Annotated in this window: 12 protein-coding genes; 5 read left to right on the top strand and 7 right to left on the bottom strand. The window is 69.8% G+C overall.

Going from position 1 to position 16,330, the window contains the following annotated elements:
• Positions 1–208: 208 nt before the first annotated feature.
• Positions 209–2,152: a DNA topoisomerase III gene (locus tag ACYQ2W_RS22105; RefSeq protein ID WP_459872315.1), complete on the top strand. Its 1,944-nt coding sequence runs from the start codon at positions 209–211 to the stop codon at positions 2,150–2,152.
• 624 nt (positions 2,153–2,776) lie between these two features.
• Here the strand turns inward: ACYQ2W_RS22105 and ACYQ2W_RS22100 are convergent.
• The 7 genes from ACYQ2W_RS22100 to ACYQ2W_RS22070 all read right to left on the bottom strand — a co-directional run bounded on the left by ACYQ2W_RS22100 (position 2,777) and on the right by ACYQ2W_RS22070 (position 10,265).
• A complete protein-coding gene (locus tag ACYQ2W_RS22100; protein ID WP_459872313.1) occupies positions 2,777–3,517 on the bottom strand; it encodes a class I SAM-dependent methyltransferase in 741 nt (246 codons plus the stop codon).
• Positions 3,514–4,470, bottom strand: a complete 957-nt coding sequence (locus ACYQ2W_RS22095) for a hypothetical protein (protein WP_459872310.1) — start codon at positions 4,468–4,470, stop codon at positions 3,514–3,516. Before ACYQ2W_RS22095 ends, ACYQ2W_RS22100 begins: the two co-directional genes overlap by 4 nt.
• Entirely contained in the window at positions 4,467–5,237 is a 771-nt protein-coding gene (locus tag ACYQ2W_RS22090) for a glycoside hydrolase family 25 protein (RefSeq protein ID WP_459872307.1), read from the bottom strand. Before ACYQ2W_RS22090 ends, ACYQ2W_RS22095 begins: the two co-directional genes overlap by 4 nt.
• Positions 5,238–5,479: 242 nt before the next feature.
• Positions 5,480–5,758: a hypothetical protein gene (locus tag ACYQ2W_RS22085; protein WP_459872304.1), complete on the bottom strand. Its 279-nt coding sequence runs from the start codon at positions 5,756–5,758 to the stop codon at positions 5,480–5,482.
• A gap of 224 nt (positions 5,759–5,982) precedes the next feature.
• Positions 5,983–7,929 (bottom strand): transglutaminase TgpA family protein, encoded by a 1,947-nt coding sequence (locus ACYQ2W_RS22080; RefSeq protein WP_459872301.1) that lies wholly within the window; start codon positions 7,927–7,929, stop codon positions 5,983–5,985.
• Positions 7,930–8,338: 409 nt separating this feature from the next.
• Positions 8,339–9,292: a DUF58 domain-containing protein gene (locus tag ACYQ2W_RS22075; protein WP_459872298.1), complete on the bottom strand. Its 954-nt coding sequence runs from the start codon at positions 9,290–9,292 to the stop codon at positions 8,339–8,341.
• 70 nt (positions 9,293–9,362) lie between these two features.
• Complete coding sequence (locus ACYQ2W_RS22070) at positions 9,363–10,265, bottom strand: AAA family ATPase (RefSeq protein WP_459872295.1); 903 nt, start codon at positions 10,263–10,265, stop codon at positions 9,363–9,365.
• Positions 10,266–10,451: 186 nt separating this feature from the next.
• On the opposite strand from ACYQ2W_RS22070, the gene ACYQ2W_RS22065 reads away from it, so the two are divergent.
• The 4 genes from ACYQ2W_RS22065 (at position 10,452) to ACYQ2W_RS22050 (ending at position 15,791) form a co-directional block, all read left to right on the top strand.
• Complete coding sequence (locus ACYQ2W_RS22065) at positions 10,452–10,916, top strand: CBS domain-containing protein (RefSeq protein ID WP_459872293.1); 465 nt, start codon at positions 10,452–10,454, stop codon at positions 10,914–10,916.
• Position 10,917: 1 nt separating this feature from the next.
• On the top strand, positions 10,918–12,261 hold the full coding sequence (locus ACYQ2W_RS22060; protein WP_459872291.1) for an ArsB/NhaD family transporter: 1,344 nt from the start codon (positions 10,918–10,920) through the stop codon (positions 12,259–12,261).
• A gap of 298 nt (positions 12,262–12,559) precedes the next feature.
• On the top strand, positions 12,560–13,408 hold the full coding sequence (gene nadC, locus ACYQ2W_RS22055) for a carboxylating nicotinate-nucleotide diphosphorylase (protein ID WP_459872288.1): 849 nt from the start codon (positions 12,560–12,562) through the stop codon (positions 13,406–13,408).
• Between the two features lie 250 nt (positions 13,409–13,658).
• On the top strand, positions 13,659–15,791 hold the full coding sequence (locus tag ACYQ2W_RS22050; RefSeq protein WP_459872286.1) for a RelA/SpoT family protein: 2,133 nt from the start codon (positions 13,659–13,661) through the stop codon (positions 15,789–15,791).
• The last annotated feature ends 539 nt before the right edge of the window (positions 15,792–16,330 follow it).

Below are 16,330 nucleotides of genomic sequence, written 5' to 3'. Positions count from 1 at the left end.
ACCCGCGAAAGGGTTGCCACGCGGAGCGTGGCAACCAGGAACATCACCGACAACATAGAGGGGTCCCGTAGCGAAGACCGGGTCGGCCGGCTCGGCGAAAACCGACTCCTCAACTACCACTTGAACAAAAAAACATTATGTATAAGATTACATATCAGTTCGCACAAAACATCGTTGCACCACGACACCGCCCCAACCCGGATCCCCCATGCCCACCCTCTACCTCGCCGAAAAGCCCTCCCTCGGGCGTACCATCGCCCGGGCCCTCGGGCGCGGCCGCGCAGGCGAGGGGCAGATCCGCGGCGACGGCTGGGTGGTGAGCTGGTGCGTCGGCCACCTCTACGAGCAGGCGATGCCGGAGGATTACGACCCGGCCCTCAAACGCTGGAGCCGGGAGCGGCTGCCGATCATCCCGGAACAGTGGAAGCTGACGCCGAAGCGCGAGCATCGCGGCCAGATCGCGGTGATCAAAAAGCTCCTCGCCGAGGCCGACCGGGTGGTCCACTGCGGCGACCCGGATCGCGAGGGGCAGTTGCTGGTCGACGAGGTGCTGGAGCAGCTGCGCTGGCGCGGGCCGGTGGCGCGGGCGTGGCTGCCGGACCTGACCGACGCGGCGCTGAAACGGGCACTCTCGCAACTCCAGGAAAATGAGCGCTACCGCGGCCTGAGCAACGCCGCCCGTGGCCGCAGCCGCGCCGACTGGCTGGTGGGGATGAATCTGAGCCGGGCGATGACCCTGGCCAACCGCGCCGCCGGCGGCGATGCGCTGATCTCCATCGGCCGGGTGCAGACCCCCACCCTCAAGCTGGTGGTGGAGCGCGACCGGCTGATCGAGGCGTTCGTCCCCACCGACCACTTCCAGGTCCATGCCCGTTTCGCTCAGCAGGGCAACGGCTACCCCGCGCTCTGGCAGCCCGGCGAGGCGGTGGCCGACGAGGAGGGGCGCTGCCTGCGCCGCGAGGAGGCCGAGGCGGTGGCGGCGCGGATCGCCGGCCAGGCGGGGGAGATCGTCACCATCGAACAGAAGGAGAAGCGCGAGCCGCCGCCGCTCCCCTTCTCCCTCAACGAATTGCAGCAGGCCGCCTCGAAGCGCCTCGGTTTCTCCGCGCAGCAGACCCTCGACGTGGCCCAGGCCCTCTACGAGCGCCACAAGCTGATCAGCTACCCGCGCACCGACTGCCGTTTCCTCGCCGCCGATCAGCATAAGGAAGCCCCGGCGGTACTCGCCGCGCTGGCCGGCAACGGCTTCGCCAAGGAGGCGCAGGGCGCCGACCCCAAGCGCCGCGGCCGCGCCTTCGACGACAAGAAGATCACCGCCCACACCGCCATCGTCCCCACCGCCAACAGTGCCGGCCGGCTGGGCCGCGACGAGGCGGCACTCTACGACATGATCGTCCGCACCTACCTCGCCCAGTTCCACCCGGACCACCGCTATCAGGCCAGCCGGGTGGAGACCCGCTGCGCGGGGGAGCGGTTCGTCACCAAGGGCAAACAGGTGCGTGAGGAAGGTTGGAAGGTCCTCTTCCCCAAGGCGGACAAGAAGACCAGGGAGGGGGAGGAGGAGGCGTGCGTCCTCCCGCCGCTGGCCAAGGGGGCGGTGCAGTGCCTGGAGGCCAAGGTCGAGGCGAAGCGCACCCAGCCACCGGCCCCCTACACCGAGGGGAGCCTGATCAAGGCGATGGCCAACGTCGCCCGCTTCGTCGACGACGAGCGGCTGCGCAAGGTGCTGCGCGAGAACCAGGGGATCGGCACCGAGGCGACCCGCGCCGGGATCATCGAGACGCTGAAGAAGCGCGGCTTCATCCGCGGCGAGGGCAAGGCGCTGCGCGCCGCGCCCCTCGGCCGCCAGGTGGTGGAACAGAGCCCGGAGCAGCTCTCCAATCCGGCGATCACCGCCTGGTGGGAGCAGTTGCTGGGCGAGGTGGAGCGCGGGGAGATCCCGTTGGCGCGGTTCGAGGCACGGGCGGTGCAGTGGCTGCGCAGGCTGCTGGAGGCGGTGGAACCCGGACGCATCCGCGAGCCGATGCGCGGCGAACCGCGCCGTTTCACCGGCAAGCGCCGGGAACGGACGCGTCGCCCCGCGAAAGGCGGCCGCCCGCGCCCGGCGGGGGAGAGGACCGGAAAGGCGCCACGCCGCCGATCGTCGTCGTAGCACGGAAAGGACATGGGGGACTCGGACTCCGCTACCCCCGTTCGCGTTCACCGCGGTAGCGCTGACCGACGCTTGGTCACCACGCTCTGCGTGGTGACCCCTTCTAGGAGCCTGTCGGACTATGGGGGATCGAGCCGCGGGAGGGCAGGAGGGCGGCGCCAATTTTTCGAAAATTTGAGGAGAATAGCGAACTATTTGACGAGGATTTTCGGAAAAGTGGGGTCGTCATCCCGCTTTCGCGGCCGATTCATCCATAGTCCGACAGGCTCCTAGGGCGACCGCCGCCGGTACGCCGGTGGTGTGACGCTCCGCGCCGCATGGCGCCGTTGAGCCGGGCTCGGTTTTGCGCCGTGGGTACGACGCGGAGCGTCGCTCATGGTGCGTGCCGATCGGCGCCGCGGTGGGCGTTACCACGCGAAGCGTGGTAACGAGGGAAAACTCGACTCACGAATTGGCATCCGTGCGCTCCTGGTCGATCGTAGGTTGGCGCTACCGCGCCGACGGGAACGGAGGCACTGCGGGGAAATTACGCGCCGAACCTGGCCGAACGGTTTGGCGCGGTCGGATATCCTCCCGCGGTCCCGATTCTGCTGCCTCCGTTCGCGTCGGCGCGGTAGCGCCGACCTACGGTGCAGGGCGTCGCGCCTCGATATAGAGGGAGCCGGGCTTGTGCTCGCCGCCCCGCCCGTCGATCTCCAGGCCGATCGCCGGCCAGTCGCTGATGGCGCTCTCGTTCCAGCGGCGGACCGCGATGTCCACGAAGCCGGTGACGGCAAGCAGGTGGCCGAGGTTGGCGCGGTCGTACATCCAGCGGTGGGTCTCGCGGCGGCGGCGGGCGCCGCCCAGCAGGAGGTTCTCCGCCCATCGCCGCAGGCCGCCGTGGCGGCGGGCGGAGGCGGCCTCCTGGCGCAGGCTCTGCTCGATCAGGCTGGCGACGAAGCGGTCGTGGCGCTCGCGCTCCGCCGGGTCACCGTCGCAGAGGATCAGGTGTTGCAGGTAGCGGCGCGCCTTCCCCTCCAGGTCGGGTACGGCGATCCGCTGGATGCCGCCGGGCTTGAGCACCCGGTGCACCTCGACCAGCAAGCGGCGCGCCTCCCACCGCTCCAGGTGCTCCACCAGGTGGGAGTGATAGACCGCATCGGCGCTGCCGTCGGCCAGCGGAATGCCACGCAGAAGATCGTGACACACCACCTGGTCGGGGATCGCCGCCAGCCGCGCCCGCCGCCCGTCGCCCAGCAACGGCGCATACAGCCAGCGCGGCAGGGGGCCGCGCTTGAGGCGCAGCAGCGGGTGGTAATCGATGTTGAGGCAGGCCGCGGCGACCTTCTCGCCGCAGCCGAGGTTGACGATCAACGGATCGCTCAACGTACCCCCTCATCCTCGGCGGCCCGCTCCACCGCATGGAGCGGCCCGAGCAGGTGGCGGGCGATCACCCGGGCCACCAGGTAGAGCAGCCACAGCAGTCCCAGCGGGAAGACCACCACGTCGAGGGCGAAAATCACCAGGTGGCGCTTCAGCGCCTCGCCGGCCAGGTGGAGCTTCTCGGGCAGTTTGCTGCTGAAGGTCTCGTAGCGGTCGATCACCCCGTGGACCGTCCCCTTCAGATCCCCGCCGCGGCCGCCGGCGTTGAGATGGTCGTTGAGGGTGGTGAAGTGACCGTGGGCCTCGGCGGCGAGCGGCGCGGTAAAGGCCTGCGAGAGCTGGGAGGCGCCCCACACCGCCAGCGGCAGGGCGAGGTAGAGGGTGAGGAAGACCACCAGCAGCAGCTCGGCGGACTCGCCGCTGAAGCGGCTGAGGCGGTTGCCCTGCAGGGTGACCAGCCGCGCCAGGGCGTGCAGCGCCAGCAGCAGCAGCACCGCGCCGAGCAGCGGCGCGGCCACCACCTCGGCGGCCTGCAGCAGCACCCCGAGGGCGTCGTTGGCCGCCATCCCGGCCAGCGACAGCTCCGCCGCCCGGTCGACCATCTTCACCAGCGGGGTGAGCAGGTCGCCGACCCGCGCCTGCAAATCGACGATGAAGGAGATCCCGGCGCTGCCGCTCTGTACCAGGTGCAGTCCCCCCTGCAGGGAGGAGAGGGTGAGGAAGGCGTCGCCGGCCTGCTCCGCCGACTGCGTCAGGTAGGCGCGGTCGGCGGCCACCAGTTGCCCCCGGCCGAGGGCGTCGAAGGTGGCGGTGAGCCAGCCGAGGGCGTGGAACCCGGCCAGTGCGAGGGCCGCCACCGCCAGGCCGAGCAGGCGCCGGCCGAGGTGGGAGAGGAGGTTTTCGCGCAGCCGCGCCGCCCAGCCGCCGGCGGGCTTGGTGGAATCCGTGGTACTCATGATGCCTGCTCCTTTTGCGCACCTTTATCGCAGTGGAAGCGCGACAGCGCCTCCTCGTCGCCGTTGAACCAGTCCTGATCCACCGGCCCCTTCACCCCGGCGCTCTTGCCGGTCTGGCTGAACTGCCACAGCGTCCATTCCGACTTGCCGGCGGGGAGGGTCGGCCGCTCCGCGTAGTCGGCGAGCCACAGCGGGTAGGCGTCGAGGGCACCCTTCAGGTTGCTCTCCCAGAACGCGCCGTAGCTGTAGACCAGCGGGGTGCAGCCCACCTCCCGCTCCACCCGCTCCAGCCAGCGCTTCGCCCGCTGGCCGATCTCGGCGGCGGGGAGACCGGAGGTGACCTCCACGTCGAGCATCGGCGGCAGCGCCCCGCGCTTCCCATCGGTGGTGCGCAGAAAGAGCTCCGCCTGCTCCTCCGGGTCGTCGTCGGGACGGAAGAAGTGGTAGGAGCCGTAGGGCAGGAGGCCGCTGATCCCGGCGACGTTCTGCCCGAAATTGGGGTCGAGGAAATCGTTTCCCTGGGAGGCCTGGAGGTAGGCGAAGGCGACACCGTCCCCCTTCACCTCCGACCACGCCACGTCCCCCTGGTAGTTGGAGACGTCGATGCCGCGCATCCGCGCCGCCCCCTCGCCCGGTGCCGGTGGCGCGGGCTTGGCCGTTGCCGCCTTGCCGCCTTCGTGCGCACCGTTGCACCCGGCCAGCGCCGCCAGCAGCAGCGCCACACCGGCCCACCGCCGGCTCCGCGGCGGAATATCCATTCGGGTCATGGCAGGTCCTCTTTCCTTATGACGATTTGGCGCCAGCAGTCTGTCCAACGGCAAACGGCTCGCCCCGCTGAGTGAACCGCAGATTAACGCAGATTTCCGCAGATTGGATTAAACATTCATCTGCGAAAATCTGCGGTTGATTCCCTTCTTGGGGAGGGTAGTTGCCGTCAACGAAGGCGCCCCCGCGCCGCCCCTCGTAAACGCCCCCATTCTCCGCATTGCGGCCAGACTGTCCAGTCTGACTAACGCCGTTTTAACGCCCCCATGGCGCCGGCGAGATAGGCCGCCTCCGCCTTGATCTGCTCGAGCGCCTCGCGGGTCTCCTCGTCGAGCCCCTCCGGCGGGGTGACGGCGGCACGCCGGCGGGCCTGGACGAGGGCGTGGTCGAGGCGGTCGCCGGGCAGCCCGCCGGAGACGAAGGCGAGCTTCACCGCCCGCCAGAAAGTGGCCTCCTCCTCCATCCCGCGCGCCGCGAAATCGGCGCTCCACTCGTCACAGATCTGTTGGGCTTTCTCGTTCACTCGCTCTTCTCTCTATTGCCGTTCAATCACACAGGGTCGCCGACCGGGCAACACCTTTGCGCAGCAAACCCACGGGTAGGGTGTGCCGACGATCAGGAGGCGCACCGATTTGGCGACGCGCCGCCACCAAGAACCGCCACGGACGTTTCCGGGAACGGGGCGCCCCACTCCGTAGCGGGTGGTGCGCCTCCTGTCGTCGGCACACCCTACGGCACTCGCGTGAATCACGGGACGCGGAAGCGGCGGACCAGCCGCTGCAGGCGCTTCAGTTCGCCGGCATCCGGCGCGTGATGGTAGCGCAGCGCGGCATACAGGCGGTTGATCTCGCCGGTCTTCGCGGCGATCGCCGGCCGCTGACGGATGATCCGCCGCTGGTAGTCCAGCGGACCTTCGGTGGGCGCCCGCGGCAGGCCGCGGCGCGCCAGCTTGCGGCAGAAGCGCAGCCAGACGCGCTGCACCGGGTCGAGGGCGGGCCCGGCGCCGGGGCGGAACAGGTAGAGGGCGACCAGCCCGAGCAGCAGGGTGGCGAACCCCACCAGGCCCAGCGCCATGCGCTCCCAGGAGGCGAGCAGCGGGGCCAGCCGGCGCAGCAGATCGAGCTGCACGTCCTCGCCGTAGCCGAGCACCCAGCGGTGCCAGTAGGTGTTGAGGCGGTCCCAGCGCAGCGACACGGCGCGCAGCCAGCTGGCGCTGCGGCGGGACATGAACGGCACCGGCTCGCCGGCCGGCAGCGCCGCGTCGAGCCCGCGCTCGATCCGCTCCGGGGCCACCGCCGCGGTAGGGTCGATGCGCACCCAGCCCGGCCCCTTCAGCCACACCTCGGCCCAGGCGTGGGCGTCGGACTGGCGGACGATGACGTAGTCGCCGTTGATCTCGCCGCCCTGGTAGCCGGTGACCACCCGCGCCGGCACCCCGGCGGCGCGCATCAGGAAGACGAAGGCGCCGGCGTAGTGTTCGCAGAAGCCGCGGCGGGTGTCGAAGAGGAACTCGTCCACCGGATTGGCGCCGAGCCGCGGCGGGGTCAGGGTGTAGACGAAGGGCTCCCGGCGGAAATAGCGCAACGCCCGCTGCACCACCGCCTGTGCTCCATCCTCCTCCACCCGCCACTGGTCGGCGAGGTCGCGGGCGCGCTGGTTGTTGACCCCGCCGAGACCGAGCGCCCGCCAGTTGGGAGGATCATTGACGCCGATGCGGTAGCGCGGGTAAGAGAGCAGCCGGTAGCGCTTGCGCTCGGTCACCGGCTCGCGGTCGAGCATCTGGTAGTCGGGGTTCATGGTGGCGCCGGGGGGCAGGGTCGCCGCCATCTCCAGGGCGAACAGCCAGCGCCGGTTGTGGGGCTCGAGGGTGACGGAGTAGCGCTGCGCCTCGCCGATGCCGTCGAAGTGCCGCTCGCCCCCCGGCGGGCGGGTCACCATGTGCCAGGTGCGGCCGTCGAAGCGCCACAGCACCGGGCCACGCCAGTAGGCTTGGCGCAGGTCGGGGATCGGCCCCTCGAACTCCACCCGGAAGGCGACCGCGGCGTTCTGGCCGAGGCGGCCGATGTCGCCGGGGCTCATGGTGTCGCTGAGCCCGGCGCGGGCGCCGCGGGACTCCTCCGGCAGGTGCCACAGCGGCCCCGGCACCCGCGGGAAGAGCAGGAAGAAGACCACCGCCATGGGCAGCGCCTGGGCGAGCAGCGCCCCGGCCAGGCGCAGCCGCTCGCCGACCCGCCCGGCCCCCGGCGGATAGGCCACCGCACCGAGGGCGGCGGTGAGGGCCACCACCGCGACGAACATGTAGAGTGCGATCGGGATCGACTGGGTGAAGAGGAAGTTGGTGACCACCAGGAAATAGCCGAGGAAGAGCAGCAGCACCGCGTCGCGCCGGCCGTTCAGCTCCAGCAGCTTGAGCGCCATCATCGCGCTGAGCAGCGCCACGCCGCCGTCGCGGCCGGCGATGCCCTGGTAGCTGAAGAGCACCCCGCCGATGGCGCCCACCAGCAAGCCCATGCGCAGCCAGCGCCCCGGTAGCGGCCGCCCGCGGCGCGCCGCGCTGCGCACCAGGGCGGCGATGGCGAGCCACAGCAGCGGGATCCACGGCGAGAGGTGCAGCGCATGGGGCGCCAGCACCACCGCCTGTGCCGCCAGCAGCCAGTCGAGCACCCGCGGGTCGATGCCTTGGGGGGTAGTCACGACTGTTGTTCTCCACCACGAAGATGGGGTGGGCGGGTGCGAATCGTTTCGCCGCGGAGTTCTTTCGTACGCTGTCTTTTAACACGAAGGGCACGAAGGAAAAGGCACGAAGGGGATGAAGGCGCATCGGCCGGTGGACACGTCTCCCCTGTAGGAGCGGCCCCCAGGCCGCGATGACGCCGTCTCCGATCCTGCCGCGAAGGGGTTCCCCGCGCGGCACTCCGCCCCCATCGCGGCCTAGGGGCCGCTCCTACAGCGGGTGCCGACATAACACTCCACCCGTCTCCCGATATCCTCGTGTCCTTCGTGCCTCTTCCTTCGTGCCCTTCGTGTTGAAAAGCGGCGCCGGAAAGCGGCACGGCCGGGAAGGATCGCACCCCGTCAAACAGCGCCGTCACAGAACTCATCCTCACCCCTCCAACCGGTAGAGCGCGAGGGATTCGAGGCAGGCGCGGCGGTGGGCCTCGCCGCGGGCGGGATCGACGCTGGTGCCGGGCAGGCGCAGGCCGTATTCGGCCCCCTGGAGTTCGGCGTCGAGCACCCAGCGGCAGAGGCGCGACAGGCGCGCCTCCTCACCCATGCCGTGGAGGTCCGCCCAGTCGAGCCACAACCGGCTCGCCTCGGCACCGTCGAACTGCTTGGTGAGCATCGGCTGCCCCTTGGCCACCGCCTTCCACGCCACGTGGCGCAGCGGATCGCCGGGGCGGTAGGCGCGCAGCCCGGCGAAGTCCTCCTCGCCCACCCCGGCGGAGCGCCCCACCCCCTCGCCCTCGGTGGCGGCGGGCAGCGGCGTGCCCGGCGGCTCGGGGCGGGGATAGACCAGGCAGTGGCGCTCCAGATCGAGCCATGACCAGGCCCGGAACAGCCCCAGGGGATAGTCGCTCTCCACCCGGAAGCGGCCCAGCGGCAGTCGCCCGCGCCGCTCGGCGAGGCGGGTCAGCTCCGCGCTTCCGCTGCCCCCCGCCGCCACCTCCACCGGCCGCGGCGTCTCCTCCTTCAGGCGCACCGCGAGACTGCGATGGGCGACCCCCTCCTCCCCTTCCAGGCGCAACGCGAAGCGCGCCCGCTCACCGGCAAAAACCGCCGGCGAGCGGCCGGCGGAGAGGTGCAGGCCGACCAGGTTGCGGTAGGTATGGAGCATGGTCACCAGCCCCATGGCGGTGAGCAGGAAGGTGAGCATGTAGCCGAGGCTGTTGGAGTAGTTGATCGCGCCGATCAGCATCAGCAGCAGGATCACCGCGAACCCCGCCCCCTGCTTGGTGGGCAGGATGTAGACGTGGCGCCGGTCCAGCCGCACCCCCTCGCGCTCCATGCCGTGGGACGCGGGACGCAGAATCCAGCGCTCCCGGTAGGCGTTCGCCATCTTGGAGTCACCCCATGCCATCACGGGTCCCCGTATCGCCGGGAGGACGGGGGATTGAACCATGAAGGACTCAAGGAATCGGCACCGCCGCGAGCAGCCGCTCGCCGGGGGTGAGCTCCCCCTCGGTGATGCGCAGGCGGTGGCGGACCACCCCCGGCAGCACCGTCTGGACGTCCTCCGGCAGCACCGCCTCGCGCCCCTCCAGCAGCGCCCACGCCTGGGCCGAGCGGAGCAGCGCCAGCGCCGCCCGCGGCGACAGGCCGGTGTCGAACTCGGGCGCGGTACGGGTGTAGTCGAGCAGCGCCTGGAGGTAGTCGAGCAGCGCCTCGGAGACGTGAACCCCGACCACCTGCTGCTGCAACGCGATCAGCTCCGCGGTGGTCAGCGCCGGCTCCAGGTCGGCGATCATGTCGCGCCGGTCGCGCCCCTTGAGCAGCTCGCGCTCCGCCTCGCGCCCCGGATAGCCGAGCTCGATGCACATCAGGAAGCGGTCGAGCTGCGACTCGGGCAGCGGGAAGGTGCCTACCTGGAAGGAGGGGTTCTGCGTCGCGATGACGAAAAACGGCTCGGGCAGCGCGCGGGTCTCCCCCTCCACCGTCACCTGGTGCTCCTCCATCGCCTCGAGCAGCGCGCTCTGCGCCTTCGGCGTGGCGCGGTTGACCTCGTCGGCGAGGATCACCTGGGAGAAGATCGGACCGGGGTGGAACTTGAAGCTGGCGCTGTCGCGCTCGTAGACTGCCACCCCGAGGATGTCCGCCGGCAGCAGGTCGCTGGTGAACTGGATGCGGTGGAACTGCAGGCCGAGGACGCGCGCCAGCACATGGGCCAGGGTGGTCTTGCCCACCCCCGGCAGGTCCTCGATCAGCAGGTGGCCACGGGCGAGCAGACAGGCCAACGCCAGACGAATCTGCCGCTCCTTGCCGAGAATGACGCCGCCGACGGCATCCACCACCTGGCGGATAGTTCGATTCATGGACACTCCGGGGGTGCGGTGGGAAAGCGGCAAGTGTACCCGGTAATTTCCACCGGGACATTTCACCCGCACGGAACTTCCACAGACCCGGCAGGGTCATTGGGTAGATCCCACACTGGCGCCCTCCGCCGCGGAAGCGTAATAGTGGCGTGCCAGACTCCCGGTTCTCCTGCTGAGGTTCACCCCATGAGCTGCGACTCGATCATGATCCCCGACCCACCGAGCCTGCGGGCCGACACCCCCCTCGATCAGGCGATGCAGGTGCTCGCCGAGCACCGCGCCCACTCGCTGCCGGTGGTCGACGACGACGGCCGCTTCGTCGGCATGTTCGACCTGCACCAGCTGATGAAGCTGCTGCTGCCCAAGGCGGTGACCATGGAGCTGGGGCTGCGCCAGGTCTCCTACGTCACCGACACCGTGGACACCTGGGAGCACCTGCGCCGGCAGTTGAAGAAGATCGGCGACGACCCGGTGGCCGACCACCTCACCACCGACGTGCCGGTGGTCCACCCCACCACCGCCACCCTGGAGGCGCTGCGCAACCTCTACCACCGCCCGGGCCAGATCCCGGTGGTGGAGAAGGCAAGCGGCCGGCTGGTCGGCGTGATCAGCTGCTGGGACGTGATCGACCGCATCGGCGAGGAGACCTGAGATGGAGAGTGCCGCCGTCCACGCCGCCACCACCCTCTTCGGCATCGACCCGCTGTGGCTCTCCAGCGGGCTGTTCCTGCTCACCTACGGGGTGATCATCAGCGAGCGGGTCAACCGCGCCATCGTCTCCCTGCTCGGCGCCGGACTGATGATCATCTGCGGGGTGCTCGACCAGGCCACGGCGGTGGACGGCATCGAGTTCAACACCCTGGGGCTCCTGACCGGGATGATGGTGATCGTCGCCATCACCCGCCGTAGCGGGGTCTTCCAGTACGTCGCGATCCGTGCCGCGAAACAGGTCAAGGCGAGCCCGTGGGGCATCCTGGTGATGCTCTCGCTGGTCACCGCGCTGTTCTCCTCGCTGCTCGACAACGTCACCACCGTGCTGCTGGTGGCCCCGGTCACCCTGCTGATCACCGAGGAGCTGGAGATCACTCCCTACCCCTTTCTGGTGGCCGAGATCTTCGCCTCCAACGTCGGCGGCACCGCCACCCTGATCGGCGACCCGCCGAACATCATGATCGGCTCGGCGGTGGGGCTCACCTTCAACGACTTCCTGTTCAACCTCACGCCGATCATCATCCCGGTGCTGATCGCGCTGCTCGGCGTCTTCCACCTGCTGTGGCGCCGCTCGCTGCAGGCCTCCGACGAGGCGCGCGCGCGGGTGATGGCCTTCGACGAGCGCGAGGCGATCACCGACGTGCGCCTGCTCAAGCAGTCGCTCGGCGTGCTCGCCCTGGTCATCGCCGGCTTCGTCGCCGCCCACCCGCTGCACCTGGAGCCGGCGACCATCGCGCTGTTCGGCGCCGCCCTGCTGATGCTGCTCGACAACTTCCCGCTCGACGCCGAGAAGCAGACCGAGCGGGTCCACGCCAGCTTCGCCGAGGTGGAGTGGGTGACCATCTTCTTCTTCGTCGGCCTGTTCATCGTGGTCAAGGGGATCGAGCACACCGGCCTGCTGGAGATGATCGCCAACCACGTGGTGCACGCCACCGGCGGCAATCTGACCACCATGTCGATGGCGATCCTATGGGTCTCGGCAATCGCCTCGGCGATCGTCGACAACATCCCCTTCGTCGCCACCATGATCCCGCTGATCCACTCCATGGCCCCCGCCTTCGGCGGCCCGGAGGGGCTAATGCCGCTGTGGTGGTCGCTGGCCCTGGGTGCCTGCCTGGGCGGCAACGGCTCGCTGATCGGCGCCAGCGCCAACCTGATCGTCGCCGGGTTTGCCGAACGGGCCGGCCACCGCATCCAGTTCGTGCCCTTCCTGCTGCTCGCCTTCCCGATGATGCTGTTCACCGTCGCTATCAGCAGCGTCTACGTCTGGCTGCGCTACCTCTGACACCCGTCGCCGCTGGCGCGGCGGCGGGCAGGTGATTATGCAATGCCGGGGCGAAAGCCCCCTACTTCAGTGCCGGGCCCCGTAGGTCGCCGCTACTGCGGCGACGCGAACGGAAGCAGCGGACCCGATGCCTCGTCCTCCCGCCCCGAGCGGAAGAACGGATTACTCGGGAAGGACAACGCCGACGAAAAGCCCGCTGCCTCCGTTCCGTCGGGACGGTAGTCCCGACCTACGTTGGCGGCGGGGGAAGTAATCTGGGAAAATTCCGCCCCCTTCCACGGCTTTTCGGCGGTGTCCCATGCCCATCCCCCTCCCCCCTCGCGCATCGATCGACGACGACGTGGCCCGCGCCCTCGCCGAGGACCTGGGCAGCGGCGACCTCACCGCCTCGCTGGTACCGGAGGGGGCGACGGCCACCGCGACGGTGATCTCGAGGGAGGCGGCGGTGCTTTGCGGGCGGCCCTGGGTGGAGGCCGTATTCACCCGGCTCGACCCGACGATCCAGTTCCACTGGGACGCCGACGAAGGGGCGCGGGTGGCACCGGATCAGGTGATCCTGCGCCTGGAAGGCCCGGCGCGGGCGCTGCTCTCCGGGGAGCGCGCCGCACTCAACTTCCTGCAGACCCTCTCCGGCACCGCCACCGCCGCGGCGCGCTACGTCACCGAACTGGAAGGGACCGGCTGCCGGCTGCTCGACACCCGCAAGACCCTCCCAGGGCTGCGGCTGGCGCAGAAGTACGCGGTGCGCGCCGGCGGCGGCAACAACCATCGAACCGGGCTCTACGACGGCATCCTGATCAAGGAGAACCACATTATCGCCGCCGGCTCGATCGCCGCGGCGGTGAAGCAGGCCAAGGCGCTGGCCGGCGAGCTGAAGGTGGAGTGCGAGGTAGAGAGCCTGGATGAGGCGAACGAGGCGCTGGAGGCCGGTGCCGACATCCTGCTGCTCGACAACTTCTCCCTCGACGCCCTGCGCCGGGCGGTACGCCTCAACGACGGGCGGGCCAAGCTGGAGGCCTCCGGCGGGGTGACCCTGGAGAGCATCCGCGCCATCGCCGAGACCGGGGTCGACTTCATCTCGGTGGGGGCGATCACCAAGGACCTGCGGGCGGTCGATCTTTCGATGCGCTTCGAGGTACGGCTGTAGAGCGCGCCGCAACCTGGCCTGTAGGAGCGGCCCCGAGGCCGCGATTGCCTACAGGGATGCAGGTACTTGGCGTGAGCAGGATGCGGAAGCCGGGCGCCCTCTCCGCCAACCCCCGCCAGACCAATCAAGGCCTCCACCCCGCACCATCGCGGCCTGAGGGCCGCTCCTACAGGCGAGGTCGTGCCGGAACGGAGACGCTGCCACCTGTCACACGGTTGAAATCTCCCCCCCGTAACCGCACTCTTGGCCGATGAGCAACGACACCCCACTGGCGCGGCTACTCGAAGGCCGCAATGATCAGGAACGCGAGCGGATCAGCGCCGCCTGGACCCTGGCCGAGCAATGCGGCGCACTGGAGCCGGAGGCCGCCGCCGACAGCTGCACCACCCTCACCACCCTGGAGGCTGATGCCGCCACCCACGCCGCCGCCCTGCTCCTGCCGGCGGTGGAGAGCGGGCTGCTCGACCTGCCCACCCTGCACGAGAAGTGCGACGGCGAGGTGGCCGCACTGGCCGAGGGCGCGGCGCGGATGCAGCTGATCGAGGCGCTCCACGAGAAGGAGGGGAGCCGCCTCGGCAGCGGCACCGAGGGGCTGCGCAAGATGCTGCTGGCGATGATCGAGGACGTCCGCGTGGTCTTCGTCAAGCTCGCCCAGCGCCTCACCCTGACCCGCCGGGCCAAGCACGGCGACCCCGCCGAGCGCGAGCGGATCGCCCGCGAGAACCTCGACATCTTCGCCCCGCTGGCCAACCGCCTCGGCATCTGGCAGCTCAAGTGGGAGCTGGAGGACCTCTCGCTCCACGCCCTGGAGCCCGATGAATACCAGCGAATCGCCCGCCTGCTGGAGGAGAAGCGCGGCGAGCGCGAGACGTTCATCCACCAGGTGATCGAAGAGCTGCGCGCGGCGCTCGCCGCGGTCGGCGTCCACGGCGACATCGCCGGCCGCCCCAAGCACATCTACAGCATCTGGAAGAAGATGAAGCGCAAACGGGTCGACTTCCATCAGGTGTTCGACGTGCGCGCGGTGCGCGTGCTGGTCGACGACATCGCCCAGTGCTACACCGTGCTCGGCATCGTCCACGGCCGCTGGAGCCCGGTGGCCGGCGAGTTCGACGACTACGTCGCCAACCCCAAGGAGAACGGCTACCGCTCGCTGCACACCGCGGTCTACGGCCCCGAGGGGAAACCCTTCGAGGTGCAGATCCGCACCTGCGAGATGCACCGCGAGTCGGAGCTGGGCATCGCCGCCCACTGGCGCTACAAGGAGGGCGGCGGCGGCCGCGACCAGGGGCTGGAAAACAAGCTGCTGTGGCTGCGCCAGCTGATGAGCTGGAAGGGTGAGGGGGAGGAGGCCGAGGGGTTCGTCGAGCACTTCAAGAGCGAGGTGTTCGACGAGCGGGTCTATGTCTTCAGCCCGCGCGGCCAGGTGGTCGATCTGGCCGCCGGCGCCACCCCCCTGGACTTCGCCTACCACATCCACACCGAGGTGGGCCACCGCTGCCGCGGCGCCAAGGTGAACGGCCGCATCACCCCCCTGAACACCCCGCTGGAGACCGGCGACCGGGTGGAGATCCTCACCGCCAAGGAGGGGGAGCCGAGCCGCGACTGGCTCAATCCCCACCTCCACTACCTGGCCACCTCGCGAGCCCGCGAGAAGGTGCGCAGCTGGTTCCGCGCCCTGGACTACGACAAGAACGTCGCCGCCGGCCGCACGGTGCTCGAACGCGAGCTGCACCGTCAGGGGCTGAAAGTGGAGCAGGAGCGGATCGCGCGGCGTTCACGCTTCCCCAAGCTCGACGACTTCCTCGCCGCGCTCGGCCGCGGGGACATCAACTCCACCCAGCTCTCCGCCCTGCTCCAGGAGTTCGCCCCCCGCCCCGAGCCGGCGCTGCCGACGGTGGACGAACACAAGGCGCGCAAGTTCCAGCGCCGCCCCGGCGCGGTGGAGATCCAGGGGGTCGGCAACCTGCTCACCCAGATCGCCCAGTGCTGCCGGCCGGCACCGGGGGACCCGATCGTCGGCTACATCACCCACGGCGCCGGGGTGACCATCCACCGTGCCGACTGCAACAACGCCCTGCATCTGGCCAGCGAACAGCCGGAGCGGATGATCGAGGTGAGCTGGAGCGACGGCGGCGGCGACACCTACCCGGTGGAGATCCAGGTCACCGCCTTCGACCGCCAGGGCCTGCTGCGCGACGTCACCGGGGTGTTCAGCGACCTCAAGCTCAACGTGCTGGCGGTCAACACCCGCACCGACGAGAGCGACTACACCGCCCACATGACCTTCACCGTGGCGGTCAACGACATCGCCGAACTGGGCCGGGTGCTGGACCGGATCGGTGCGCTGCCCAACGTGCGCGAGGCGCGGAGGAAGGTGTGAGGCGGCCACGGCCGCTTCGACTTCACCGCGTTGCCCGCCCTCTGGCCTACCACCCATCGTGGATGGGCGCGCGGAGACGTGTACGTTGACGGTGGAGTGAGCAGGTCGCCGCTACTGCGGCGACGCGAACGGGGGCACCGCCGAAAAACCGCGTACCGACCTTGCCGAACGGGACGAAGCTGTCGGAACGCGGCTACCGGCCCCATGCCCGCTGCTTCCGTTTGCGTCGGCGCGGTAGCGCCTACCTACGCGAATGCGGACGGTTGACACCCCTGCGGCCTGACGGGCCCCCACGCGGAGGGTTTCGTCGTAGGAGCGGCCCCCAAGGCCGCGATGGTGCCCTCTCCGTTGACCTCCGCGAGTGTTTCTCCCGTTTCCACGCTCTGCGTGGAAACGTCTTCTTTGACGCTCCGCGTCATGCCGAACGAAAGCACCGCGATTTCAGCACCTCCGGAACACAAGGACGCAGAGCGTCCAAGGTTCCCCGGTTACGACGCAGAGCGTCGTAACCAGCGATCCGAGAAAGCGGAGAGCGACCC

The sequence above is a fragment of the Endothiovibrio diazotrophicus genome, assembly GCF_054657215.1.
This window is presented reverse-complemented; position numbering and strand designations above follow the sequence as displayed.